At 50.3% G+C, this 25,973-nt stretch carries 28 protein-coding genes; 9 read left to right on the forward strand and 19 right to left on the reverse strand.

What is annotated here, in order from left to right; all coding sequences use genetic code 11:
* Genes rplB through rplC form a run of 4 tightly spaced genes read right to left on the reverse strand, consistent with a single transcriptional unit; the run spans position 1 to position 2,398 of the window.
* Positions 1-825 (reverse strand): 50S ribosomal protein L2, encoded by an 825-nt coding sequence (gene rplB, locus DYU11_RS04260; protein WP_119666367.1) that lies wholly within the window; start codon positions 823-825, stop codon positions 1-3.
* Between the two features lie 29 nt (positions 826-854).
* Complete coding sequence (rplW, locus tag DYU11_RS04265; RefSeq protein WP_119666368.1) at positions 855-1,142, reverse strand: 50S ribosomal protein L23; 288 nt, start codon at positions 1,140-1,142, stop codon at positions 855-857.
* A gap of 2 nt (positions 1,143-1,144) precedes the next feature.
* The gene (gene rplD / locus DYU11_RS04270) at positions 1,145-1,774 is read right to left on the reverse strand and encodes a 50S ribosomal protein L4 (RefSeq protein WP_119666369.1); all 630 of its coding nucleotides are present in this window, start codon (positions 1,772-1,774) and stop codon (positions 1,145-1,147) included.
* Positions 1,775-1,777: 3 nt separating this feature from the next.
* Entirely contained in the window at positions 1,778-2,398 is a 621-nt protein-coding gene (gene rplC / locus DYU11_RS04275) for a 50S ribosomal protein L3 (protein WP_119666370.1), read from the reverse strand.
* Between the two features lie 27 nt (positions 2,399-2,425).
* On the opposite strand from rplC, the gene DYU11_RS32940 reads away from it, so the two are divergent.
* Positions 2,426-2,629, forward strand: a complete 204-nt coding sequence (locus DYU11_RS32940; protein ID WP_147367884.1) for a hypothetical protein — start codon at positions 2,426-2,428, stop codon at positions 2,627-2,629.
* Positions 2,630-2,754: 125 nt separating this feature from the next.
* On the opposite strand, the gene rpsJ is transcribed toward DYU11_RS32940, so the two are convergent.
* Both rpsJ and fusA read right to left on the reverse strand, forming a co-directional pair.
* Positions 2,755-3,060, reverse strand: coding sequence for a 30S ribosomal protein S10 (gene rpsJ, locus DYU11_RS04280; protein ID WP_119666371.1), 306 nt, complete (start codon positions 3,058-3,060; stop codon positions 2,755-2,757).
* 113 nt (positions 3,061-3,173) lie between these two features.
* Entirely contained in the window at positions 3,174-5,294 is a 2,121-nt protein-coding gene (fusA, locus tag DYU11_RS04285; RefSeq protein ID WP_119666372.1) for an elongation factor G, read from the reverse strand.
* 316 nt (positions 5,295-5,610) lie between these two features.
* Between fusA and DYU11_RS04290 the strand changes: the two genes are divergently transcribed.
* Positions 5,611-7,416: an ABC transporter ATP-binding protein gene (locus tag DYU11_RS04290; RefSeq protein WP_119666373.1), complete on the forward strand. Its 1,806-nt coding sequence runs from the start codon at positions 5,611-5,613 to the stop codon at positions 7,414-7,416.
* A 76-nt stretch (positions 7,417-7,492) separates the two neighbouring features.
* Here DYU11_RS04290 and DYU11_RS04295 read toward each other — a convergent pair whose 3' ends face one another.
* The 3 genes from DYU11_RS04295 to DYU11_RS04305 all read right to left on the reverse strand — a co-directional run bounded on the left by DYU11_RS04295 (position 7,493) and on the right by DYU11_RS04305 (position 10,186).
* On the reverse strand, positions 7,493-8,203 hold the full coding sequence (locus DYU11_RS04295; protein WP_199736660.1) for a LexA family transcriptional regulator: 711 nt from the start codon (positions 8,201-8,203) through the stop codon (positions 7,493-7,495).
* Positions 8,204-8,452: 249 nt separating this feature from the next.
* A complete protein-coding gene (locus DYU11_RS04300; protein ID WP_119666374.1) occupies positions 8,453-9,313 on the reverse strand; it encodes a pirin family protein in 861 nt (286 codons plus the stop codon).
* 51 nt (positions 9,314-9,364) lie between these two features.
* Entirely contained in the window at positions 9,365-10,186 is an 822-nt protein-coding gene (locus DYU11_RS04305) for an Fpg/Nei family DNA glycosylase (protein WP_119666375.1), read from the reverse strand.
* A gap of 336 nt (positions 10,187-10,522) precedes the next feature.
* Between DYU11_RS04305 and DYU11_RS04310 the strand changes: the two genes are divergently transcribed.
* A complete protein-coding gene (locus DYU11_RS04310) occupies positions 10,523-11,458 on the forward strand; it encodes a DUF8428 domain-containing protein (protein ID WP_119666376.1) in 936 nt (311 codons plus the stop codon).
* A 52-nt stretch (positions 11,459-11,510) separates the two neighbouring features.
* Here the strand turns inward: DYU11_RS04310 and DYU11_RS04315 are convergent, their stop codons facing one another.
* Positions 11,511-11,957 (reverse strand): hypothetical protein, encoded by a 447-nt coding sequence (locus tag DYU11_RS04315; RefSeq protein WP_119666377.1) that lies wholly within the window; start codon positions 11,955-11,957, stop codon positions 11,511-11,513.
* Positions 11,954-12,823: a transglutaminase domain-containing protein gene (locus DYU11_RS04320; protein WP_119666378.1), complete on the reverse strand. Its 870-nt coding sequence runs from the start codon at positions 12,821-12,823 to the stop codon at positions 11,954-11,956. The genes DYU11_RS04315 and DYU11_RS04320 overlap by 4 nt, the downstream gene beginning before the upstream one ends.
* Positions 12,824-13,206: 383 nt before the next feature.
* Between DYU11_RS04320 and DYU11_RS04325 the strand changes: the two genes are divergently transcribed.
* Positions 13,207-13,773, forward strand: a complete 567-nt coding sequence (locus DYU11_RS04325; protein ID WP_229365688.1) for a hypothetical protein — start codon at positions 13,207-13,209, stop codon at positions 13,771-13,773.
* 44 nt (positions 13,774-13,817) lie between these two features.
* On the opposite strand, the gene DYU11_RS04330 is transcribed toward DYU11_RS04325, so the two are convergent.
* The 8 genes from DYU11_RS04330 to DYU11_RS04370 form a co-directional block, all read right to left on the reverse strand.
* Positions 13,818-15,407, reverse strand: a complete 1,590-nt coding sequence (locus DYU11_RS04330; RefSeq protein ID WP_119666380.1) for an OmpA family protein — start codon at positions 15,405-15,407, stop codon at positions 13,818-13,820.
* A 461-nt stretch (positions 15,408-15,868) separates the two neighbouring features.
* Positions 15,869-17,212 carry an acetyl-CoA carboxylase biotin carboxylase subunit gene (gene accC / locus DYU11_RS04340; RefSeq protein ID WP_119666382.1) on the reverse strand — a complete coding sequence of 448 codons (1,344 nt, stop codon included), beginning with the start codon at positions 17,210-17,212 and terminating at the stop codon, positions 15,869-15,871.
* A gap of 87 nt (positions 17,213-17,299) precedes the next feature.
* On the reverse strand, positions 17,300-17,794 hold the full coding sequence (gene accB, locus DYU11_RS04345; protein WP_119666383.1) for an acetyl-CoA carboxylase biotin carboxyl carrier protein: 495 nt from the start codon (positions 17,792-17,794) through the stop codon (positions 17,300-17,302).
* Between the two features lie 98 nt (positions 17,795-17,892).
* Positions 17,893-18,456, reverse strand: a complete 564-nt coding sequence (gene efp / locus DYU11_RS04350) for an elongation factor P (RefSeq protein ID WP_119666384.1) — start codon at positions 18,454-18,456, stop codon at positions 17,893-17,895.
* Positions 18,457-18,548: 92 nt separating this feature from the next.
* Positions 18,549-19,532 (reverse strand): beta-ketoacyl-ACP synthase III, encoded by a 984-nt coding sequence (locus tag DYU11_RS04355; RefSeq protein ID WP_119666385.1) that lies wholly within the window; start codon positions 19,530-19,532, stop codon positions 18,549-18,551.
* A gap of 42 nt (positions 19,533-19,574) precedes the next feature.
* Positions 19,575-20,516 carry a phosphate acyltransferase PlsX gene (gene plsX / locus DYU11_RS04360; protein ID WP_119666710.1) on the reverse strand — a complete coding sequence of 314 codons (942 nt, stop codon included), beginning with the start codon at positions 20,514-20,516 and terminating at the stop codon, positions 19,575-19,577.
* A 141-nt stretch (positions 20,517-20,657) separates the two neighbouring features.
* Positions 20,658-20,852 (reverse strand): 50S ribosomal protein L32, encoded by a 195-nt coding sequence (gene rpmF / locus DYU11_RS04365; RefSeq protein WP_119666386.1) that lies wholly within the window; start codon positions 20,850-20,852, stop codon positions 20,658-20,660.
* A gap of 30 nt (positions 20,853-20,882) precedes the next feature.
* A complete protein-coding gene (locus tag DYU11_RS04370) occupies positions 20,883-21,428 on the reverse strand; it encodes a YceD family protein (RefSeq protein WP_119666387.1) in 546 nt (181 codons plus the stop codon).
* Between the two features lie 137 nt (positions 21,429-21,565).
* On the opposite strand from DYU11_RS04370, the gene DYU11_RS04375 reads away from it, so the two are divergent.
* The 5 genes from DYU11_RS04375 to DYU11_RS04395 all read left to right on the forward strand — a co-directional run bounded on the left by DYU11_RS04375 (position 21,566) and on the right by DYU11_RS04395 (position 25,952).
* Complete coding sequence (locus DYU11_RS04375) at positions 21,566-22,459, forward strand: EamA family transporter (RefSeq protein ID WP_119666388.1); 894 nt, start codon at positions 21,566-21,568, stop codon at positions 22,457-22,459.
* A gap of 46 nt (positions 22,460-22,505) precedes the next feature.
* Positions 22,506-22,715 (forward strand): hypothetical protein, encoded by a 210-nt coding sequence (locus DYU11_RS04380; RefSeq protein WP_119666389.1) that lies wholly within the window; start codon positions 22,506-22,508, stop codon positions 22,713-22,715.
* 73 nt (positions 22,716-22,788) lie between these two features.
* Positions 22,789-24,045: an acyl-CoA dehydrogenase family protein gene (locus DYU11_RS04385; protein WP_119666390.1), complete on the forward strand. Its 1,257-nt coding sequence runs from the start codon at positions 22,789-22,791 to the stop codon at positions 24,043-24,045.
* A gap of 1 nt (position 24,046) precedes the next feature.
* On the forward strand, positions 24,047-25,105 hold the full coding sequence (locus DYU11_RS04390; protein ID WP_119666391.1) for a phosphotransferase family protein: 1,059 nt from the start codon (positions 24,047-24,049) through the stop codon (positions 25,103-25,105).
* Positions 25,106-25,163: 58 nt separating this feature from the next.
* Positions 25,164-25,952 (forward strand): cysteine hydrolase family protein, encoded by a 789-nt coding sequence (locus DYU11_RS04395; RefSeq protein ID WP_119666392.1) that lies wholly within the window; start codon positions 25,164-25,166, stop codon positions 25,950-25,952.
* Positions 25,953-25,973 lie beyond the last annotated feature (21 nt).

The raw sequence follows: 25,973 nt of genomic DNA on the forward strand, positions 1-25,973 counted from the left end.
TTATTTTTTGCGTCGGCTAATGATTAAGTTATCAGATGCCTTGTTTGGCTTACGAGTTTTCAAACCTTTGGCAATCTGACCATTCCGTGAACGCGGGTGACCACCAGATGCCCGGCCTTCACCACCACCCATGGGGTGATCGATCGGGTTCATCGCAACACCACGTACACGCGGACGGCGACCTAACCAGCGGTTACGACCAGCCTTACCGAGCACAACGTTCATGTGATCAGGGTTAGATACAGATCCAACCGTAGCCATGCAAACACCTAGTACCCGACGGGTTTCGCCAGACGGCATCCGCAGAATAGCGTACTTATCTTCGCGACCTACCAACTGAGCATACGTGCCGGCTGAACGGGCCATAGCCCCCCCTTTTCCAGGATGTAACTCGATGTTGTGGACGATAGTACCAATTGGCATTATGTTTAGCGGGAGCGCATTACCCACATCCGGGGTTGCACCTTCGCCCGACTGAACTTTCTGGCCAACCGCGATACCCTGTGGCGCAATGATGTAGCGCTTTTCGCCATCAGCATACTGTACTAAAGAAATCCGAGCTGAACGGTTCGGATCGTATTCGACAGTCAGGACTTCGGCAGGAACGCCGACTTTATCGCGCTTAAAGTCAATGATGCGGTAATGCCGCTTATGACCACCACCGATGTAGCGCATAGTGCGACGGCCCTGGTTATTACGGCCGCCGGTCTTCTTCAGGGGCTCCAGCAGACTCTTCTCTGGTCTGGAGGCTGTCAGTTCCGCAAAATCAGGAGCCACGCGCTGACGGGTTCCTGGCGTTACTGGTCTTAGTTTCTTAACTCCCATGACTGATAATTACGTGTGGTAACAGGTGTTTACAGATCTGCGTAGATGTCAATGACTTCACCCTCTGCTACCGTCACAATTGCTTTCTTGGTGGTTGAGGTTCTTCCCGTTACAATGCGGCCATTGATGTTTTTGCTTCGCTTTTTGCCCAGCGTCCGCATCGTATGAACCGTTTCAACGTTGACCCCATACATTTTCTCGACGGCCTTCCGAATCTCAAGCTTATTGGCTTTCAATTCGACTTCAAAAGCATATTTACCCTGCTTATTCAGGTCCGTCATCTTTTCCGTGATAATCGGTCTCTTCAGAACGTTCATGATTACTTGTCAAAAAGAGTTTGAAGGGTCGACAGGGCTTCTTCGCTAATAAGCAGTTGATCAGCGTTCATCAGATCATACGTGTTGACCTGCGCTGCCGTCATTACTTTCGTCTTCTGGATGTTCCGGCTCGAAAGCACTACGTTTGTGTCAACATTCGGCAGAATCAACAGTGTTTTACGACCTGTCAGATTCAAATCGTTCAGAAACTGCACGTAATCTTTTGTACGTGGCGCTTCCAGGGTAATGTTATCAATTACCGAAATGTTGTTAGCCTGTGCTTTTACAGCTAAAGCTGACTTGCGGGCCAATGCTTTAACTTTCTTGTTCAGCTTGAAGCTATAGTCGCGCGGACGGGGACCAAAAATGGTACCACCGCCAACAAACACGGGCGATTTAATGCTACCCGCCCGAGCGCCACCCGTACCCTTCTGTTTTTTAATTTTCCGGGTTGAGTGAGCATTCTCAGCGCGCTCTTTTGATTTATGCGTGCCTTGGCGTTGATTGGCCAGGTGCTGTTTCACGTCGAGATAAATCGCGTGCTGGTTAGGCTCAATACCAAAAATCTCTTCTGGCAGCGTAACCTTTTTGCCGGTGTCCTCGCCCTTACTGTTATATACGATTACTTCCATGGCCTACTTCTCAATAATAACGTACGAATTCTTAGCACCCGGAATCGAACCGCTTACTACCAGCAAGTTCTGATCGGACAACACCCGCAGGACGCGCAGGTTCTGCACCTTTACGCGATTGCCACCCATGCGCCCGGCCATACGAAGGCCTTTAAATACGCGAGAGGGGAATGAACATGCACCAATAGAACCTGGGTGGCGCTGCCGGTTGTGCTGACCGTGCGTCTGACCGCCTACCCCGCCGAAACCATGACGTTTTACTACACCCTGGAAACCGCGACCTTTTGCAGTGCCTACAACGTCGACGAAATCTCCTTCAACAAAAACGTCAGCGGCTTTCAAGGTTTGTCCAAGGTCTAATCCCTGTTCAAATTCTTTGAATTCAACCAGCTTCCGCTTTGGTGTAGTGCCCGCCTTTTTGAAATGGCCAAGCTCAGGCTTGTTTGTGTGCTTTTCTTTTTTCTCACCGAAACCCAGTTGCACGGCTTCGTACCCGTCTTTTTCGACAGTACGAACCTGAGTAACGACACAGGGACCTGTTTCAATCACTGTACATGCCAGAGCCTGCCCGTCCGCATTGTACACGCTGGTCATCCCGATTTTCTTGCCAATTAAACCAGACATTTGTGTTTGTTTAAAGTAAGCAGGTAAATGAAAAACTACTCCCGTAAAAACGGAGCCGCAAAATTAGGTAAAACAGAAGCGTTTTGCAACTCTATCTGCTTATTAATCAAGCGTATCATTCAAACAAAAAAGGCCAGGCGTACTACACCTGACCTTGAACTGACAGCGTACGTCTGCGCTAAAGCAACCGTGCTTGTCGGAAAGTCAGATGTGGTTTCTGCTAAGTCATAGTGACTAAAACAGACCTTCACCTTCGTATGTCGTTTGTGCAACTTCCGAGTTTGGGAGTGCAAAAGTAAGAAAAGTTTAGGATCATCCCAAACTTTTCTTACAATTTACATCAAACTGTCAACCTATTATACTTTGATTTCCACATCTACCCCACTGGGCAGCTCAAGCTTCATCAACGCATCAACAGTTTTTGCACTACTACTGTAGATATCTACCAGACGCTTATACGTGCAAAGCTGAAATTGCTCCCGAGACTTTTTGTTGACGTGCGGTGAGCGCAGGACCGTATAAATTTCCTTGTCTGTTGGAAGAGGAATGGGACCACTTACAATAGCACCCGTTGATTTAACGGCTTTGACAATTTTCTCAGCTGATTTGTCGACCAGCGTATGGTCGAATGACTTCAGCTTAATGCGAATTTTTTGACTCATGATACTTGGTTCGTTATGTGTTTAAATAAGATACCGCCGAAAGAACCATTTACTCCGAACGGCACAAAAAATGGGCAGCAGTCTATTTCAACTTGCTGCCCAATGCTTATAGATTAGGCCTTTCCAGTGCCCTTTTCTTTTGCAATTACGTTGTCAGCGATGTTCTGCGGCACAATCTCGTAATGTGAGAACGTCAGGTTGGCTGTTGCACGGCCAGATGACATTGTGCGCAAGTCGGTTACGTAACCAAACAGTTCCGACAGAGGAACGTCTGCTTTGATAACCTGCGAACCAGCTTTCGTATCCATACCTTTCATCATACCCCGCCGACGGTTCAGGTCGCCTGTAATCGGACCGGTGTATTCTTCCGGCGTGATTACTTCAACAGCCATGATCGGTTCGAGTAATTTCGGACCAGCCTGACGGGCGGCTTCTTTGAAGCCAATCCGGGCAGCGAGTTCGAACGACAGCGAATCGGAGTCAACATCATGGTATGAACCATGGAACAACCGCACCTTCATGCTTTCGAGCGGGAAGCCCGCCAGCGGTCCGTTCTTGAGCGACTCTTCAAAGCCTTTCTGAACAGGTTGGATGAATTCTTTTGGAATCACACCACCGACGATAGCATTCTCAAATTGCAAGCCCGGCTTAACCGTTCCATCTTCTTCCGGATCGCGGGGACCAAGGTCAAACACAATGTCGGCAAACTTACCCCGACCACCGGTTTGTTTCTTATACACCTCGCGGTGACCTTCTACTTTCTTGGTCAGAACTTCTTTATAAGCTACCTGTGGTGCACCCTGGTTTACTTCTACCTTGAATTCACGACGCATACGGTCAATGATAATCTCAAGGTGAAGCTCACCCATACCACGGATAATTGTCTGGCCAGTCTCTTCGTTCGATTCGACCTGGAGCGTTGGGTCTTCTTCAATCAGTTTGGTAATAGCCTTACTGAAGTTATCCTGATCAGCCGTTTTCTTCGGTTCGATCGCATAACCAATAACCGGATCGGGGAATACCATTGACTCAAGTTCAATAGGATGCTTCTCGTCCGACAGGGTATCACCAGTTTTGATATCTTTAAAGCCCACTACAGCACCGATGTCACCTGCCTCCAGGCGCTCGATCTGGTTCTGCTTGTTGGCGTGCATCTGGAAGATACGCGAGATACGTTCTTTGTTGCCCGAACGGTTGTTCAGAACATAAGAACCTGACTCCAGTGTACCTGAGTACGAACGCACAAAGCACAGACGACCTACGTAGGGGTCGGTAGCGATCTTGAACGCCAAAGCGGCAAACGGCTCTTCAGAACTCGGGCGACGAGATATTTCTTCGCCCGTATTAGGATTGGTACCTTTGATGCTCTCCTTGTCGAGCGGTGACGGCAACAGAGCCATCACATAGTCGAGCATGGTTTGAACACCCTTGTTCTTGAATGAAGAACCGCAAAGCATCGGAACGATCTTCATACTGATCGTAGCCTGACGCAAAGCTGCCAGAATTTCATCTTCGGAGATCGAGTCAGGATCTTCAAAGTATTTTTCCATCAGCGTTTCGTCGAACTCAGCTACGGCTTCGAGCAGTTTTTCACGCCACTCGGTCGCTTCTTCCAGCATATCGTCCGGGATAGGCACCTCAACAAAGGTCATACCTTTGTCGTGTTCGTTCCACTGGATACCCCGGAAGTTGACGAGGTCAACGACGCCTTTGAAGTTATCTTCGGCACCAATCGGCAGCTGCAGAGGTACTGCGTAGCTACCGAGCATTTCTTTCACCTGACGGCAAACGTTCAGGAAGTCGGCGCCCGCGCGGTCCATCTTGTTGACGAAACCGATACGTGCGACGTTGTAGTTGTTAGCCAGACGCCAGTTGGTTTCTGACTGAGGTTCTACGCCATCAACGGCGCTGAACAGGAACACCAGACCGTCGAGAACGCGGAGTGAGCGGTTTACCTCTACGGTAAAGTCAACGTGACCCGGTGTGTCAATGATGTTGATGTGATACTTCTGCTCCCGGTAGTTCCAGTTAACAGTCGTGGCGGCAGAGGTGATGGTGATACCCCGCTCCTGCTCCTGCTCCATCCAGTCCATCGTAGCGGCACCTTCGTGTACCTCACCGATCTTGTGGCTTACACCCGAGTAATAGAGAATACGCTCGGTAGTAGTCGTCTTGCCCGCATCAATGTGGGCAGCAATACCGATGTTCCTCGTAAATCTTAAATCGCGAGCCATTATGTTGTTGATACTAAGTTTCTACTAATTCTAAAACGGGAAGTACAGAGTGGTAGTTCGCTTTCCGGCGCTTTTTACGAATCAGGTCGCAAAATTACTGAAAGCCAATCGAAAAACAAAAGAAGCACTCTTAAATAAAGATTACCAATCAAGCAAATGAGCGTCGCTGAAAGCCTTCCATCGGCTTACTATGAAAAATATATTAAATCTATGCTCACAGTCGACATATGAAAAGAAAGCATGAATGTAAAATTCTTTTTTTCTGTCAATTTTGTAAGCAGGTTTCGCGTTGAAACCTAAACCGTAACTTAAAAACATGCAAAATCCGTATCTATCCTTACTCCGTACGGCCTGGCACTATGCAAGGCAAGAAAAACGGCAGTATGTGTTGATATATGTACTGTTCATCTTAGCGAACATTGTCGTTGCGCTGCACCCCATTCTGTTTGGCTGGTTTATCGATTCTATTCAGCGGAAAGACACAGCCGTTCTGGATGTTGTCTGGATGTATGCCGGAGGGTTCATGGGCCTAAAAGTACTCGAATGGGCTTTTCACGGTCCGGCTCGTGTACTGGAACGGCGGCTGGCTTTTAATCTTAGCCGTAACTTCCTCGATGAGTTATATCATCAGACGTTGCATCTGCCGGTACGATGGCACAAAGACCATCACAGTGGCGCGACTATTAACCGTATCCGTAAGGCGTATGATGCATTGAAGTCATTTTTCCAGAATGGTTTCATGTACCTGCATGCCATGTCGAAGTTTGTATTCTCGTTCGGGGCAATGCTTTATTTCTCGCCGATCTTTGGTCTTATTGGTGTGGCCCTGGGCGTTTTGACAGTGTGGATTATTCTTCGGTTTGACCGGCCGTTTATTAAGGCGCTTGACGAAACCAACGAACGCGAGCACGTAGCGTCTTCAACGCTGTTCGATAGTCTGTCCAATATTAGTACTGTCATTACGTTGCGGCTCGAAAAACGCATTGAAGAAGGTTTCGGCAGCCGGATCGCTGATATATTCCCGCCTTTTATGCGGCAGGTACGTATTAATGAATGGAAATGGTTTGTGGCCAGTATGCTGATTGGTCTGATCTATGCCGTCGTAGCCACCGGGTACGTTTACCAAAACTGGACACCGGGTACAGTATTTTACGTAGGGGGTCTCGTGACATTACTGGGCTACGTAAACCAGTTCACAAGCGTTTTCAACGACGTAGCGTATCAGTATACTCAGATTGTCCAGTTTAATACGGACGTTCAGACGGCCCGCAGTATTGGCGAGGCCTTTTCAGCGCATAAGCAACAGAAACCAGACATTGGACTGCCCGACGCATGGCAGAAGATTCAACTCACCGGCTTAAACTTCTCGCATACGGTCAACGCTCCGTTGGTTGATGAGGCTTTGCCTACCGCTAAAGCCGCTAGTCTGAGTAACGTTCATCTGAGTCTGGAGCGTGGCAAACGAATCGCGCTGATTGGCGAGAGCGGTTCCGGTAAAAGCACATTGCTGACGCTGCTTCGCGGCCTTTACCCTGCTGAAGCCGGGCTTCGAATTGACGTTGACGGTGTTGCGTACCCGGATCTAAGTGTGATTTCAGATACGGTAACGCTGCTGCCGCAGGAGCCGGAAATTTTTGAGAATACAATTGGCTACAACATTACACTCGGCCTGCCTTTTGATGACAACGACGTTATGCACGTGTGCCATACGGCCCATTTTGCTGACATCGTTCGGCATCTGCCCGAGGGATTGGAAACCAGCATTCAGGAGAAAGGGCTTAATTTGTCGGGCGGCCAACGGCAACGACTTGCCCTGGCGCGGGGTGTGTTAGCCGCCCGGACGAGCGACATTGTCCTGATGGATGAACCTACGAGCAGCGTCGACCCTAAAACAGAGTTTGAGATCTATCACAAGATGCTCAAGGAGTTTTCGGATAAAGCAGTGGTATCAACGCTGCACCGGTTGCACTTGCTGCCGATGTTCGATTACATCTATATTCTACGTAGCGGACAGGTTGTTGCTGAGGGAACGTTCGTCGAACTTCGCCGTGACAACGCGATTTTTCAGGAGATGTGGAACCATCAGAAGGCCGCTCTGCATCAGGAAGAGGTTACCATTTAGATTACTTCAGCCCAATAAGCCGAAGCCCGAGCCACTACGCAGTGGCTCGGGCTTCGGCTTATTGGGCACTAATTCTTTATTCCACCGGGGCCTCTACGATGCCGACCACTTTCCACAAGCCCCGAATATCCTGCGACGCAACAGTGACACTACCGCCATTGGGGTTGTCGGAATGCAGTGTCAGGTATTTGCGCGTAATAAGCTCATTGTCTTTAATTCGCTTGACGACGAAAAAATCCCGGTACATGACGGCGTAGACACCACCTGACTGATATTCCCAATCGCCCTGATCAACCTGCACCGCCAATATTTTAGCGCCATGTACCAATTGAGGGCTCATGCTATTACCGGCTATTTCTATAACAACGGCCGGCTTGTGCCCTTTAGCAACAGATGCCCTGACCCGGTACGATTCCAGTTCTTTCAGCCCAAAACCGTCGGTGTATGTTTCGACAAAACTGGCGTAGAACTTAACGGGTACGAAGGGTACATCGATCAACTCCTCATCCGTAGGTAACAACATGGCGTTGGTTTCCGGCTTATTGAGGACAGGAGAAAGACCCCGCAGCAGAAAATCAGCGTTAATCTGAGGATAGCAGGCCAGCAAGCTCATAATTGTATCATACGAGGGCTTAGCCCGGCCATTCAAAATATTGTAAAACTTAGACGGATTCTCGCCTAGTTCCTTGGCAATTTGATAAATAGTCAGCCCGAGCGCATCAAACACCTGCTTGAGTCGTTCCTGTATACTTAACGTATCTTCAATTTTCCCGGCAATCCTTTCCATTGTTATGGTATGATTTTTTACTATTTATAATACCAATAGAATACACTTCGATTTGATTAGGTCAAAACTACAATAAAAACCTGAAGATACAGTACGAGAATTTAGCTTTTTATGCGCTAACTATCGTACGACAGATAGGCCAGAGACGCTTAATTTTAATTAAGAATTATACGTATCAACAAATCAAACGAGCCGACACAGTTGATGTCGGCTCGTCTTCAGAATCATACTTTATGATCGCCTTCAAAATCAGGCCAGTGTACCCATCCGACCGGCTTTAAAATCGTCGAAAGCTGCGATCAGTTCTTCACGGGAGTTCATAACAAACGGACCGTATGCTGCCAATGGCTCCAAAATAGGCTCCCCGCTTAGAATCAGTATTTTGCAGTCCGTAAGTGCCGTTACAGTCAGCGTATTGCCATCCTGACGAGTCAGTGCAATTTGCCCACGACTTACCGTTGACCCAGCCAGATTAATCTCGCCAGTGAGCACGTACAGAGCCAGATTAAATGTAGCAGGGAAATTCAGGATTTCTGTCTGATTAGCCGACAAGCTCAGATCGGCGAGCAAAACCGGACTAAACGTGTGAGCAGGCCCTTTCAGACCCGCCAGTTCTCCAGCGATGACGCGCAGCTGACCGCCACCCGCCAGCGTATCACTGGCTATGTTTGATGCCGCTATATCCTGGTAGCGCGGAGGCCTCATTTTGTCTTTGGCCGGCAGATTTACCCACAACTGCACAAAATTCAGCCGACCACCCTGTCGTGAAAATTCCTGCTCGTGCTTTTCTTCGTGGACAATCCCCGAAGCCGCCGTCATCCACTGCACATCCCCGGCAAAGAGTTTACCGTGGTTACCAGCTGAATCACGATGCTCTAATGCACCTTCGTACAGAATCGTTACGGTTTCAAATCCCCTGTGTGGATGCTGATCCACTCCCTTGGGGTATTCAGACGGTTTCACCTGCATCGGGCCATGATGATCCAGCAGGAGGAACGGATTGTAGGGACGTGAGTTTTGTGGATGAAAGGCATTCAGACCGACGAACCCGTCGCCTACTTGGTTAGGTGTTGCGGTACTTATAGATTGAATTGTGCGAGCTGTACCCATACATTACGTGTATATACATTTACTACAATAACACATAATTTTAAGTTACGTTCAATCTGGCACAACCTGTTCTTTAGGGCAAAAAAACGTGGTACGTCCACCTACTTCTTTCCGCTCGATCCGGGTGCGGCAACGTGGGCAAAATTTGTGGGCTTCTACGTCGTCGTAAGGCGAATCGTCCCACTCCCGTACGTGAATAAGGAAATCCGCTGGGAAGTCGCGGTACGTTGCTTCGTAGCGAATAGCGGTTTGCAAAACGAGCTGAACAGAGCTATGTAGCTGGACAAGCTGCGCATCCGTTAACGTATTAGCCCGCTGCTCGGGATGAACATGAGCCTGAAACAACACTTCATCAACAATCCAATTACCCAACCCAGCCACTGTACTCTGGTCCAGAAGAACCGGCTTTATCAATGACTTTTTGCGCCGGACTGCTTCTGCAAGCTTTTCCACGGAAATTTCAAGACCGTCGTCCCCGATTTTTTTCCGCTCAAGGTAAACGTCTATAGTATCGACGAGGCCAATGCGCTCAAATTTCCGGGGGCAAAGAAACCCAAGGTTAAAGCCGTTACTGAACCCGAACACGATGCGGGCAAAGCGGGGGCGATCAACTGATGCGTGGTAGTACTCCAGATCGCCCGTCATTCCGAAATGCATGTGAACAATTACGTGCTGTGCGTCGGTCAGCACGAATAAGTTTTTACCCACCCGGCGGGTACCTGTAAACTGCCGGCCGGTCAGGCGTTCGAGAAGGATTTGATAGTCGGTAGTCAGTAATTTCTTATCCTCAACGTCAATGCGTTCTATGGTCTGATACAAAGACGATGTTTCGAGGTATTGACGGCGTATTTCAACTTCGGGAAGCTCAGGCATACAAGTTTTTTTACCTATAAAACGCACGCCAAACTGATGTTGTTACATGGCCCCAAAATGCTTTTCATGACCCCTAGTTTCCCGTTTTTTGCCCTTTTGTCGTATTTATTAACTGGCCGAACTATTTGTCAATCAACTTATTTAATGGAACAATTACTTATTATTTTTTGTCTTACCTTCACAACATCTTACCCTATTTGTACGTTACAGAACAAGTTTTCACCTTAGATAAAATCCATAGCTGAACTCTACCTTCTTACACCAACTACCCTTGCATGAAGCAACCTCTACACAAGTAAATTGTGCATGTTTAACTGTTAATTTAATCTAATCGCTATGGAGAACAATCCGCAAAAATCCAGAACAAGTGGTGCCCTGCTGGCAGCTCTGATAATCATGACTGGTCTGGCCGGGGTTTCAAGTTATTTATATTTCGATCAGAAGAAGGTGTCCGAAAATCAGGAAGTCACCATCGCTGAGCGTGTAGAAGAACTATCGACCACTCGGGTTAAACTGGATTCTATTTCGACGGCCCTTGATGCAAAAATTGCAGAAGTTCAGAAATTAGGCGGTGATGTTAGTGAGCTGGAGAAAGTGAAAACTCAGCTGGAGGCCGACAAGGCGGCTCTGCGCCGGGGCAACCGCGTTTCGCTCGCTAAATATGACGCTAAAATCAAGCAGTACGAGGCTTTCCTGGTAGAGAAAGATACTCTGATTGCTCAGCTTCAGCGCGAAAACGTTACGCTGGCAACCAACAACCAGGTTCTGAACGAAGAAAACACGGGCTTGAAAACCGAACGCCAGCGACTGGCCGATTCAGTAACCAACGTTGTGAGTCAGAATCAGGAGCTGTCTACCAAAGTGAATCGGGCGGCTGCACTGAAAGCACAGAACGTGAAAGTATTTGCTGTTAACAGAAAAGGGAAAGTAAGCGACGATGATGCTTACAAAGCGAAGCGGCTCGACAAAATCAAACTTGTGTACACGCTGCTGGACAACCCGCTGACAAAAGAGGAGCCGAAAGAGGTATATGTTCGGGTCCTTGATCCGACCGGTGCCGTTGTTTCGGATATGGCAAACGGTTCTGGTACGTTCACGGTCGATGGCAATGAGACAATCTACACCACAAAGCAAACCGTGAACTACAACAGCAACGGTCAGAATGTCGAATTGCTGTACACCCGTGGTATTCCATACAAGCCCGGTAAGTACACGATTGAACTCTTTTCAGAAGGTTATAAAATAGGTGCCGGCGAGTTCGCTGTGCGCTAAACAGAACCTCATTGATACGCAAGCGCAACGCCCAACGGTGTTGCGCTTTTTTTTATCGCACAAATCCGGTGAAATTCAGTTCCTCGTCGGACACGGACGTACCGCTGAGACGAATCCGGAGCACACGGCCCTGTATTTCCATCCCATTATCCATAAACACCCGGTCCTTCTGGAGGGTACCGACCGGTACACCCTGAGCTGTAATAGCAATTGACTGGTCCGGCTGTCGGCTTAGTACGGCATGCGTAAGCGTCCAGGTCTCCCGGCTGGGAAACCGTTTGGTAACGATCAGGGTCACTTCATTCGCTGACTCGGCCTTCAACTCAACCGTTGGCATCTTATCCGACGGAACCGGCAACGTCAATACGTCGATGAACTGGTTGGTCTGGTACGTACCAACGACCTCGCTGGCCAACGTCGTCGTAGGCTGGATGTCACCATCGTTCTGACAGGCCACCAGACCACTCAGCAAACCAAAGAAAAGAAGTTGTGTTTTCACAGCTCACTATCCGTTTGATTGTTAGACCCAACAGACGCCGAAAAGGTTGTCACCTCGTCCGTGTTTTTTTCGTCACCATTGTCTGTTCCGGCTGCGTTTACCCACACGTGCATATTCTCCAAGCTCATTGGCCCAAACTGAGTGGTGAAAGCCACATCGGCCGCGTCGCGACCGTAGGCGACGGTGATTCGGTTGCCACGGGGTTTTTCCTGCGTAGCATCAAACGTATACCAGCGGCCATCGACAAACGCTTCGAACCAGGCGTGGAGATCCATCGGATCAAGCTGATACAGGTAACCCACTACCATTCGAGCCGGAATGTTCAGACTACGGCATAACGAAATACCCAGGTGTGTAAAGTCACGACACACCCCTACCCGGCTGGCTGCGGTATCAACGGCCGACGTACTGGCATTGCTGGTACCATACTGATACGTTACGTTTTCATGAATCCAGCGCCGGATAGCTTCGGCCTGATCGTAGCCCGGCTCGACACCAGCTGTAATATCGGCGGCAAGCTGCCCTAACTGGTCAGCCTGGCAATACCGGCTTGGCAGCGTAAAATGCAGTACATCGTCGGGCAATTGCTCCACGGGGGTATACGGTGCACCGGGAGCTACGTCAATTGTATCGGCGGTCTGCACGGTAGCCATAAACCGAATACTGAATGGTCCCTCGGGCGCTACCAGCCGTTGACACAAGTTGCCGTAGAGGTCCGTGAACTCTGTGACAATAACACTGGGATTAATCTGATATTCCTCGCGTACTACCCATTGGCCGGCACCCGACCGAGGACGTAGCATCAATAATAAGGGCGTTGGGCCCTGAGCGTCGAACGACAGCTCACACCCGGCATCGAGTTGCATTGCGAATGAGTTGTGGGAATGTAAGACACAAATATCTGCATCTCTTCTCGTAACGCAACTCATTAACAATAAGTTATTAGTGGCTCATCATTTTGCAGAATATACTGTCTGATTGCAATTTGTAAAACAAATATTTTGTTATATGTTAGATTTACAAAACAAACCGTGAGCCGTACTTAAACACAATGAATACTCAACCTGAACTTATTCCGGGAATATACAACTTTTGCGACTCCTGGTGTCAGCGCTGTCTGTTTACAAGCCGTTGTCGTAGTTTCCAACTTCAGGCAGCGCAGCCTTCCAACGATTCTGTCACGCGGGAAGAATCGCTTATTCAGCAGCTTACAGAAGCATTGAATCTGACTAAACAGTATGTAGAAAAGATGCGCCAGTCTGGTGTGCAGTCAGGTAATGCCTCGTCGCCGGAAGTGCTGGAACAGGAAGCACTTCAGAAACGCACCGACGCTTCCAGCGAACTGGCCAGCAAACACCCGGTAGCCGGACTGGCTGATCAGTACATGCGCCTAAGCGGTGACTGGTTTAAGGACGAAGTCAACTTACTCGAACAGGCGGGTCGGCAGCAGATTGAACAGGTACAATTAGGCTTTCATACGCAGGAGGAGGCTTTGGTTAAACTCAACCGCCTGAAAGACGCCTGGGAGATGATCCGCTGGTATCGTACGCTGATTCCAGTGAAAACAGTTTCAGCACTTCGGGCCGCCACAGATACTACGATGGATCAGCCTTTACTGACGTATCATCTGGGCAAAGCAAAGCTGGTGCTGGTGAGTATCGATCGGTCGCTACTTGCCTGGCAGACAATTCTGACTCATTACCCTGAAAAGACCGACGACCTGCTTGATATGCTTGCGCTTCTCAGTCGGTTGCGCCGGGAAATGGAGGCCACTCTACCCGAAGCACGTGCTTTTCAGCGACCGGGCTTGGATTAACACAGCATTTACCGGGCGATTCGAATTGCCCGGTAAATGCTACCTTACTTTTTAACAATCGTAAATTCAACCCGCCGGTTCTGCTGGCGCCCGGCATCGGTATCGTTCGTCGACACTGGCTTTGTATCCGCAAAACCTTTGCTGGCTACCCGGTCGGGCTCGATGCCTTTGCTGATGAAGTATTCACGTACCGAATCGGCCCGGTCCTGCGATAGTTTGACGTTAATCTCCCGCGAACCAGTGTTGTCTGTATGACCACCAACCTCAATTACCAGCTTGGGATTCTCGTTCAGGGTCGTTACTACCCGATCAAGCTCAGGCCCTGATTCCGGACGCAGCTCTGACTTCCCGGTATCGAAGAAAATGTTGTTCAGCCGGACAGACTGTCCTACTTCAATAGGCACCATCTTCAGATCCTTTCCTTTAATCTCCTGAAACGCCTTGGTTTGCGTCAGATCAACATTGTCGCCTTCGGCAATAAAATTCTTGGCAACCGCCCGCATGCTGTATTTCTGACCGTAAGGCAGCACAATTTTATACTCCCCGGTGATTGGGTCTGACGTAGCCTCACCAGCTTCAGCGCCGTCGGGCAGTGTTTGATAAATAATACGTGCCTCCACGGGCTTCCCCGTGCGTTGGTCAACAACTTTACCACTGATTAAGGCTACCGGATCAGGACGGGTCTCAGCCGGCGTTTGCGGAGCAGCGTTATTGTCCTTATCAAACAGCTTAACTCGAACAATGTCGCCTTTGCCTAACGTATTTTTAAACGTTGTCATGTAGGCATAATCCCCCGACGCGGATAGACTGTAATACGCATCATACCCGTCGGTGTTTATACCGGGTCCCAGGTTAACGGGCTTTGACCAGTGTTTCCAGGTTCGGTCGACGCGTTTACAAACGTAGATGTCGTTGCTACCCAGTCCGCCTTCCCGATTACTGGAGAAGTAGAGCGTAGCGCCATCGGGAGCCAGAAACGGGGTCGTCTCAGTAGCTTTTGTATTGACTTCAGGGCCCAGATTCATGGGTTTGCTCCATGATCCGTCTTTTTGCCGGAAGCTGATGTACAGATCGTCTTCCTTGCTGTTCTTCTTTTCGCTGAACGCCATCAGCAATACTTTCCCATCGGCCGACAGAAACCCGCAGTCAAACTGCCCCTGACTCATTTTTTCATAGCCTGGAATGGCTAATTTCTGTGGGGGCGACCACCCGTTGGCTGTACGCTTGCTCACCGAAAAGCCACGCGTTTCGTAGGTACCGTTGTTGTAAGCGCCTTTCAGAAGCATCGTATTTCCGTCGGGCGTGATACTATACGCGCAGTTATACTCGTCTTTATTTAGCGGAAAGCCCATTCGGCGTGCGGGGCCCCACTGTCCACTACTTGGCTCTGCTTCTGAATACCAAATGTCCTGACTACCCTTTGTACCATGCGTATTGTTTGGGTGGCTGATCCGGGCAAAGTAAAGCGTTCGCCCATCGGGCGCAATCAACGGATTGATTTCATTGTATTCTGAATTAACCTGATTACCCAGGTTCTCAACCTTAAGGGAATCTTTAGGAGATTGAGCCTGCACACTGCAGAAAAGCAGGAAACAAAAACTGGCGAGTACCGCCTTATCTGCATTCATCATCATTCGGAGCGTGGGAATTCATCTGTATGTAACGACCAAACAAGTCAGTCTATTTTGTGCCTTTGTCGGTTACTTTCGGGCTAAAAATAAATCATTTGATAACCTGCATATGATTTATCGTTGGTTATCTTCGCGGCCAACGTACCTGAGTCTGATAACCGTACCTATTATGAGGCCTTTGAAAGTCTTATTTCGTCTCCTTAAATCGTCCTCAACACCAGATCCCACCCACCGGCACCGCCGAACAGCCAAGCGCAACTTTCTCCTGTGTGTGATCGGTCTGCTCATAAGCCTTGTTTATCTCGTTCAGCAAAACCCGGCGGGCTGGTTATTTCTCGCGGGCTTCGCTTTCTTTCTAATTAAACAGGTTGAGCCGGATGAAGACGCTGCCGATAACTGGTAGCACAACAAGAAAGCCACCATTCGTATTCGACGGTGGCTTTCTTGTTGAATGAAAGACAAGACTACAGCGTTGAGAAATCGAATTCTTCCAGAAAACGCGTCGTAAACTGTCCCGACCGAAACCGTGGGTCGTCCATTAGCTTAATATGGAACGGAATTGTTGTTTTGATTCCTTCAATAACAAATTCCTGGAGAGCCCGCTTCATCCGGGTGATTACCTCCTCCCGCGACTGCCCCGATACGATCAGCTTGGCGATCATAGAGTCATAGTTCGGCGGAATGGTGTATCCAGCATAGACGTGGCTATCAACCCGAACGCCATGACCTCCTGGCATGTGCAGCACCGAAATCTTACCCGGCGATGGGCGGAAGCCGTTTGCCGGATCTTCGGCATTGATCCGGCACTCCATAGCATAGAGTTTCGGTGTGTAGTTACGTCCGGAAATAGGAACGCCGGCAGCTACCTTGATCTGCTCTTTAATTAAGTCGAAATCCGTTACTTCCTCCGTAATAGGGTGTTCAACCTGGATCCGGGTGTTCATCTCCATGAAATAGAACTTCCCATGTTTGTCCACCAGGAATTCGATCGTTCCGGCCCCTTCGTAACCTATAGCCTGCGCGCCTTTGATAGCTGCTTCGCCCATTTGCTCACGCAGTTCGGGAGAAATAATCGGCGATGGCGTTTCTTCTACCAGTTTCTGGTGCCGGCGCTGAATGGAACAGTCACGCTCCGACAGGTGGCATACTTTACCGTATTGATCGCCAACAATCTGAATTTCAATGTGACGGGGTTCTTCAACAAATTTTTCGAGATACAATCCATCATTACCGAAGGCGGCACCGGCTTCGGTCCGGGCGTCGTTCCAGGCTTTTTCAAATTCGGCCTCCTCCCGGATGATCCGCATACCACGACCGCCCCCGCCGGCGGTTGCTTTGACGATCACCGGATAACCCATGTCGGCTGCCAGCGACTTCCCTTGGTCGATTGACTCCAGCAGGCCTTCCGAACCGGGTATAACAGGAACACCGGCCGCTTTCATAGTCGCTTTGGCCGTGGCCTTGTCGCCCATACCGTTGATCTGTTCGGCCGTAGCACCAATGAACTTGATACCGTAATCGGCGCAGATCTGTGAAAATTCAGCGTTCTCAGACAGGAATCCGTAGCCCGGATGGATAGCATCCGCTCCGGTTACTTCGGCTGCTGAAATAATATTCGGGATGCTTAAGTACGATTGCTTGCTTACCGGCGGACCAATACAGACAGCTTCGTCAGCAAAGCGAACGTGCAGACTATCCCGATCGGCCGTCGAATAAACAGCAACGGTTTTGATGCCCATTTCCCGGCACGTCCGGATAATCCGCAAAGCGATTTCGCCCCGGTTAGCAATTAATATTTTCTTGAACATGAATGGGTTTACGGTTTGGGTTTTCGATATACGGGCAGTTACTCCAGCACCTTCGCGCCGGAACCATACACCGAAAACCGTAAACGATTACACTGGCTCGACTAAGAACAGCGGCTGATCGTATTCAACAGGCGTCGCGTTTTCGACCAGCACTTTAACGATACGACCTGAAACTTCCGACTCGATTTCGTTAAACAGCTTCATTGCTTCGATGATGCAAACTACCTTACCCTCGCGGACTTCGTCACCAACTTCTACAAAAGAGGGCGTTTCCGGATTAGACGATCGGTAGAACGTACCAATCATCGGCGACTTGATCGTCACGTAATTCGACGTATCAACTTTGGAAGCAGAGGGAGCGGTCGCCGAAGCAGCAACCGGCGCTGAAGGTTGAGGAACAGGTGCCGGCGTTGGTGGCGCAACTGCCTGCGCAGATGCAGCGGGCGTGGGCGCAGAAACAACGGGGCTTCCCGAGCCATACCGCTTCACACTGATTTTAAGGTCAGTCGTTTCAATGTTCACTTCGTCCAGACCCGACTGCGAAATAAAGTCAAGGAGTTTCTGTATGTCTTTTGTATCCATAAAGTAAGAGTCAGTAAGTTGGTAAGAAAGTATAGCTAGCGATGCAAAAGCGATGCGGTGCGTCAGTTGTGTACTTACTCACCAACTCATCAACTGATTTATTTTACCCGTTCAACGTAATCGTAGGTACGCGTATCAACCCGTATCCGCTCACCCTGCTCGATGAACAGCGGCACCATGATTCGGGCACCGGTTTCAACTTCAACGGGTTTTTTAGGGCTGTTGGCGGTATCGCCCCGAATGCCTGGCTCAGCGTACGTAACTTCCAGTTCCACGAAGGGGGGCAGTTCGCACGTCAGCGGAGTTTCGTTTTCGGCATTGATCAGGATTTCGACCTCCTGCCCTTCTTTCATCAGGTCAGCGCCCTCAACGAGTTTTTCGTCCAGGTTTATCTGATCGAAGCTTTCCTGATCCATGAAGTTATAGCCAGCTTCGTCCTTGTAAAGAAACTGGAATTTCCGACGCTCTACGCGTACCGGGTAAATGGTGACGCCTGAGTTGAATGTATTATCCAGCACTTTGCCCGTAGTCAGGCTTTTCAATTTTGTCCGGACAAAGGCCGCGCCTTTTCCAGGCTTTACGTGCTGAAACTCGGTGATTTGAAATAGATCGTTGTTGAAGTTGATGACCAACCCATTCCGGATATCTGCGGTCGTTGCCATTCCTTGATTACAGTTTGTAGTTTGATTTTCAACGTCTATAGTTCATCAGCTTAAAATGTCAAACAGCGAACTATACACTTGATACCTAATAGTCAATAAGCCCACTTCAGGTAGACGGCACCCCAGGTAAACCCTCCGCCGAAAGCAGCCATGACCAGATTATCGCCTTTTTTAAGCTGCGATTCATAGTCGAACAGGCAAAGCGGTATAGTTGCCGCCGTAGTGTTACCATACTTGTGTATGTTCATCATGACACGCTCCGGGCCAATACCCATGCGCTGCGCCGTGGCGTCGATAATCCGCTTGTTGGCCTGATGGGGCACCAGCCAGGCAACGTCTTCGCCGGTCAGGTGGTTACGTTCCATGATTTCGGCGGATACGTCGGCCATGTTTTTCACGGCAAACTTAAACACAGATGGACCATCCTGATACGCGTAGTGCCAGCGTTTTTCGACCGTTTCGTGCGTGGGCGGGTATCGGCTACCGCCTGCTTTCTGAAACAGATGGTATTGGCCGGCTCCGTCTGACCGAATGATTGAATCCTGTACGCCATACCCTTCTTCAGCAGGCTCCAGCAGCACCGCCCCGGCTCCATCCCCAAATATGACACAGGTTGTTCGATCTGTATAATCGATAATAGCCGACATTTTATCGGCTCCTACCACAATCACTTTACGGTACTTGCCAGTTTCGATAAACTGGGCGCCAGTTGTCAGCGCATAAATGAACCCTGAGCAGGCCGCCTGAATATCAAAGCTACCAACATTACGAATACCAACCATATCGCAGATCAGGTTGGCCGTAGCAGGAAACACGTAGTCAGGCGTAGTAGTCGCACAGATCAGCAAATCAATCTCCTCAGGCTTTGTCTGTGTTTTCTCTAATAATCCCGTTACAGCCCGAACCGCCATGTGCGACGTACCCAGGCCTTCACCCTTCAGCAACCGGCGTTCTTTAATGCCCGTACGGGTTGTAATCCATTCATCATTGGTATCCACCATGCGCTCTAACTCGGCGTTTGTCAGCACGTAGTCAGGCACATAGCCGTGGACGCCCGTTATGGCAGCTTTACTCATGCGTTGGTGGTATACGTGAGCGTTAAGACAAAACTCCCGACTTTACGCGAGAACTTGTGCGATTTTTGTATAAGCATCGGCTTTCACTTGCTGAATAGCCAGATTAATCATGTTTTTGATGGCCAGTGGCGATGAGATACCATGCGCGATAATCACGTTACCGTTCACACCTAGAATTGGGCTTCCACCAACTGACTCGTAATTGGTTTTGGCAATAAACTCATCGTCAATTCCCCGTTGTTTGGCGAGCGGATAGAACGATTCGCCCAGCTTGAACATCGCATTACCGGTGAAGCCGTCCGTAACGATCACATCGGCTATACTGGCGAAAAAGTCGCCCCCTTCAATGTTTCCAATGAAATTGATGCGACGGCTATCTTTCAGCAACTGATGAGCGGCCTGAGCTACCAGCGAACCTTTCTGTTCCTCCGCACCGATATTCATCAGCGCTACGCGGGGCGCGGCTATACCGAACATATACTGCGCGTAGATGGAGCCAATTTCGCCGAACTGAGCCAGCATTTCCGGCTTACAATCGGCGTTGGCACCAATGTCGAGCATGATAGCATGCCCACCGTTGATCTGCGGGACAAAGCCCGCAATACAAGGCCGCAGCACGCCTTCAATCGCTTTGATGCTAAACAAAGCGCCCACATGCATAGCCCCCGTGTTACCAGCACTACAGAACGCATCGACCTGCTTATCTTTCAAAAGCTTAAACCCAACTCCGATGCTGGAATTGGGTTTCTGCGAGAGCGCCTTAGTGGGGTGCTCACCCATGTCGATCACATCTTCGGCGTGAACAACTTCAATTGTTGCAGCTGATTCGGAGTTGTGCTTGTTTAGTAATTCCCCAATAACGGACTGTCGGCCGATCAGTACGACAGTCACATCTTCGGGTAATTCGGCAGCGGCCATTACAACTCCTTCAACGATAGCTTCCGGAGCAAAATCGCCACCCATAGCGTCCACTGCAATTCTCATTGACTCGTTTTGTTCAATATCCAGCCAGAGCTGGATTTGGAAAAATTCGTGTAAAAATAGTAGGCGGAGGGCAATAAAAAAGTATTTCGCGTTCATCTTCGATCAGACGTCGGCGAAATACTTCGTGCTATTGTATGTACCCTAAGCCGTTTTGGCGTAGTTCTCAATGATCACCTGGCCTTTGTAATAGAGGTTGCCCTCGAAAACGTGGGCGTGGTGCCGCTCATGAACTTCGCCGGTCGAAGCGTCGGTTGAGAGCGTTACGGCCGTCGCTTTGTAGTGCGTTCTGCGTTTATCGCGACGTGTGCTAGAATGTCTGCGTTTGGGATGTGCCATTTCGTATGTACAGTTGTCAGAGTTCGACTTTTAGTTGTTATTCAATTTCCGCAATGCGTCCCAGCGGGGGTCTGTTCCGGACTGATTCCCGTCGTCGCTGGCGTCGGGGTCAGACCGATATATGACTTTTCCGTTGTCGGTATTGGTATCTTCATCCTGGTCTTCGTCCCGAAAGCGCGGATGCAGCTTTTTCATCGGGAGCGACAGGCTGATAAATTCAAAAATGTACTGAGCGACGTTGACCGTAACCGTATTCCGGTCAATTAACTCAATCTCGTCGGTTAGTTCCTCGTTGTGGTCGGCGAACTTGAGCAGGAGCATGTGTCGCGTATCCACCGGCTCATCGTAACTGTCGAGACTACGATCGCAGACCTGCTCGACGGTACCCTGAATATGAAAATCCAGCCGAATCATCGTTTCCGATTTATCCAGCACCAGATGAGTCCGGACAGACCCCTTTTCAATCAGTTCCTGATCGAGGGCGGCAAAGAACGGATCGTCCGACACAAAGTCGTATTCGTAGCGCTTATTGTCCAGCCCCACGATATTGATGTCGTATGCCTGTAATGTGTTCACCTCTGTCTCTCCTCAAAAATAAGAGCGCAAAATTACGAATTGTTTGTGAATCAAGAAAGTGATCGCGATAAATTAAGTTGACTATGACCTGATCCGCAACTTTCTTATAAACTTGACATTCCTACTCACAGAGCCTTATGCTTCTCGTAGTCCTTAGCCTGACCTCGCTTGCCGTTCTGTTACGTATCGTAGCCAACCCTCTCTCCAACGTTTTTCAGAAACAACTGACTCAGCGTTCGGCCGATCCGCTTTTTGTGATTGCCGCTACGTATGGCTTTCTTACGCTGGCTTGTCTGGCGTTCTGGTCGCAGCTCCGGTTTGAAAACCTGCCGGCAGCGTTCTGGCAGAGCATGGTGCTGGTTGGCGCACTGGCTTTAATTGGCAACGTATTTCTGGTAAAGGCCCTGCAAATCGGTGATCTCTCGGTGCTGGGTCCTATCAATGCCTACAAATCCGTAGTGGGCATGCTGGTTGGCATTTTTCTGTTACATGAAATACCGAGTTGGCTCGGTCTGCTGGGGGTTCTGCTGATCCTAGCCGGCAGCTACGTTGTCCTGGGAAACGCCCAACAACGGAAGGGTTTCTCGTGGGGCGTATTTCAGCGGCCGGAAGTACGCTTACGACTGGCGGCCCTGGTTTTTTCGGCGGTTGACGGCGTACTTCTAAAGAAAGCCATTGTCCTATCCACGCCCACTACGGCGTTTTTTTATTGGTGCTTTTTTGGGTTTTTGTTTTCGCTCGTCTGGATTGGCCTGACGCTTCGTCGGCAATGGCCCGGGCAGGTACGGCTGTTATTTTCTCAGCGAACTACGTACCTGGCTTTGTTTCTGACGGTTGGCCTGACGCAGCTTGCCAGCAATGTGGCACTAGCCGGGATGCAGGTTGGCTATGCCCTGGCTCTTTTTCAGACTTCGGCCCTGATCAGCGTTTTGTTTGGCTATCAGTTTTTTCGGGAAACAGACATCGTCCGTAAGCTCATTGGTGCCGGCATTATGGTAGTGGGCGCAGTTTTGATCACCGTTTTCCAGTAACTTTTCGTTTAAATTAGTTCTACGTCTAACAAACGAATTATTTCCCATGGCTAACTATCAGCTTGTCGAGAAACACGCTATCGAGCACCACAACGAATATTTTGAAGTGCGAATCAACAACAACGACCCACACCCGTACAGCTATTTCTTCACCACAAACGAAGAGAATCTGGAGGTTGTGGCGGAGGAACTTGTTAAAGAGCACGCTTCCGATGCCAAAGACTGGACCGTTATTCCGCATCGAAAAGACAGCTAAAACGGCAGGTCTGTCCGTTTAGTACGCTGATATCGATTAGCTCCGGTCGTATAACCGCATGTAACACATCTTTATGGAATCCTTATTCGCTACAGCCCGGACAGAAGCCCTTGTGCCACGCATCCGCGAGTTCGTCCAGAATGAACTGATCCCCCTCGAAACGGCAGAGCATCTGACCGGTAACTTCTCGACGGTTGCTAAACACCTGGACGCAAAACGTGAACTCGTTAAGCGGGCAGGGCTTTGGGGCTTGCAACACAGTGTGGAGGAAGGAGGCCTGGGCCTTACCCTCTGCGAGTTCGGGCAGGTGAGTGAGGCACTGGCCTGGTCGCCGTTCGGGCATTATACCTTCAATTGCCAGGCGCCTGACATCGGCAATATGGAGCTGCTGCACAAACACGCGTCGGACGCCATCAAACGCCAATACCTGGAGCCGCTGAAAGAAGGGCACATTCGTTCCTGCTTTTCCATGACGGAACCGGAGTTTGCCGGCTCTAATCCAACCCGCCTGGGCACGACAGCCGTTCTGGACCGGGGCGCCGGACCGGATGATGAATACGTAATCAACGGCCATAAATGGTTCACCTCCTCGGCCGACGGCGCGTCGTTCGCTATCGTGATGGCCGTTACCAATCCAGACGCAGCCCCACACCGCCGGGCCAGTATGATTCTGGTGCCGACCGATACACCCGGTTTCCAGCTGGTACGTTCTATTTCCATCATGGGCGATGCCGGCGACCATTGGGGCAGCCACGCCGAGGTTAGGTACGACAACGTTCGGGTTCCGGTCGGTAACCTGATCGGGGGCGAAGGCATGGGGTTTGTTCTGGCACAGGAACGGCTTGGGCCGGGCCGGATTCACCACTGCATGCGCTGGATCGGCATTAGCGAACGGTGTTTTGACCTGATGTGTCGCCGGGCAGCTACGCGGGAGCTGGAAGAAGGAGTAATGCTGGGCGAAAAGCAGTTTGTGCAGGGGTTCATTGCCGAAAGCCGCGCCGAGATAGACGCAGCCCGGCTGATGGTTTTGCGAACCGCCCGCAACATCGACCAGTTTGGGGCGGCTGCCGTCCGGAATGAGATTTCGGCCATAAAGTTTTTCGTGGCCAACATCATGCTGCAGGTAGTTGACCGGGCCATTCAGGTGTATGGTGCTATGGGCATTACCGACGACGTACTGCTGCCGTGGTATTACCGGCACGAACGGGGTGCCCGAATCTATGATGGGGCCGACGAGGTGCATAAAACCGCGCTGGCTCGCAGCATTTTGAAAGAATACGGATTGGACACGAAAAAGAAAGCGGCTGATCTGGCAGCAACCCGAGCCTGATATGATGGATAACCCAACGGCAATACGGCCCGGTGAGGAAGTAAATCAGACTTCGCTGCAGACGTATCTTGCCGACACTATTCCCAATGTTGGCGTCATTGAGCGCATCGGCCAGTTTCCCGGCGGCTACTCCAACCTTACGTATTTTATCAAGACGAGCGAGCGCGAGTTCGTTCTACGCCGGCCACCCTTCGGCGCAAAAGACATAAAGGGCGGTCATGACATGGGCCGTGAGTTTCGCGTGCTGACCATGCTGCGTCAAGCCGGCTATCAACGCATACCGGAGCCTGTTCTTTACTGCGATGATGAATCCGTAATCGGCAGTTCTTTCTACATCATGGTTCGCGTGCCGGGGGTTATCCTGCGGGCACCATCGGCCGCCAGCCTGGGAGTTTCAACTGACACCATGCGCCGGTTGTCAGAATCGCTGGTCGACACGCTGGCTGATCTGCATGCGCTGGATATTTACCAGACCGGCCTGATTAGTTTAGGCAAACCGGAAGGATACATTCAGCGGCAGGTTGAAGGCTGGCATAAACGATACGTAGCCGCGCAGACCGACGAAGTACCGGCGATGACCGATCTGGCCCGCTACCTGACCGATCATCTGCCCGCCGATAACCCGCCAACGCTATTACATAACGATTTCAAGTACGACAACGTAGTACTGAATCCAGACGGTTTATCAGACATTCGGGCGGTTCTGGACTGGGAAATGTGTACCGTCGGCGATCCGCTGATGGATGTCGGTACGTCGCTGTCGTACTGGTCGGAGCTGCATGACGACGATTTTCGAAAATCCCTGAACCCGTCGTGGTTACCCGGCAACCTGACCCGCCAGGAATTTGCCCGGCGCTATGCCGATCGCAGCAGCCGCGACGTATCAAACCTGTTGTACTTCTACGTTTTTGGGTTGTTCAAAAATGCGGTGGTCGTCCAGCAGATTTACAACCGGTACAAGAAGGGCCTGACCAGCGACGAGCGTTTTGCCAACCTGCTGACCGGCGTTCAGGCCCTGGCGCTGGCCGGCACAAAAGCGCTGGACAATCAATCATTCTGAGACCGTAGACCGAACGGGGGTCACTACGTTCTATCCTCTTTGCCGAAAAAGATATAGTATGAAAACTGCTTTTCTGATTATTGACACCCAGTTTGACTTTTGCCATCCCGATGGCGCGCTGTTTGTACCGGGAGCCGAGCAGGACGTAGAGCGAATGGCGCAACTTATTCGCCAACACGCCAATCGGATTGATCACATTGTCGTAACGCTGGACACGCATCATCTGCTCGATATTGCCCACCCCTTGTTCTGGCAGGACGCCAATGGGCAACACCCTGCGCCATTCACCCGTATTACTGCCCACGAAGTTGATACGAATCGCTGGATCCCCCGGTTTGCGGCCGAAAGAGCCCGTCAGTACGTACGCGACCTGGAAAACGACGGGCAGTTTGAGCATTTTATCTGGCCTGAACACTGCCTGATCGGTTCACGGGGCGCGGCTCTGCACGACACCCTGCTCGACGCCCTGAAGGACTGGTCAAGACAACGTGAACTGGATTATACCGCCGTTCCGAAAGGCCTGCACCCCCTGTCGGAACATTTTGGCATCTTTCGGGCGCAGGTTCCTGATCCGGCGGTACCCGAAACCCAGCTAAATACGTCCCTGATTGCTGACCTGGATCGCTTTGATGCGGTATATTTGATGGGCGAAGCCAAATCCCACTGCGTGGCCAACAGCCTGAAGCAAATCCTGGATTTTGCGCCAGCGCTGGTTTCCAGGATTACACTGGTCAGCGACTGCACATCGGACGTAACGGGGCTGGGTCATCTGGCCGATCCCATCTACGCTGAAGCGGAGGCCCGGGGCGTTCGTTTTACTACCGCTCAGGAGGTGTTTGTTGACTGAAAACTCGTACTTTTCGACCCT

It is taken from the genome of Fibrisoma montanum, from assembly GCF_003583365.1.
Taxonomy (GTDB): Bacteria; Bacteroidota; Bacteroidia; order Cytophagales; family Spirosomataceae; genus Fibrisoma; species Fibrisoma montanum.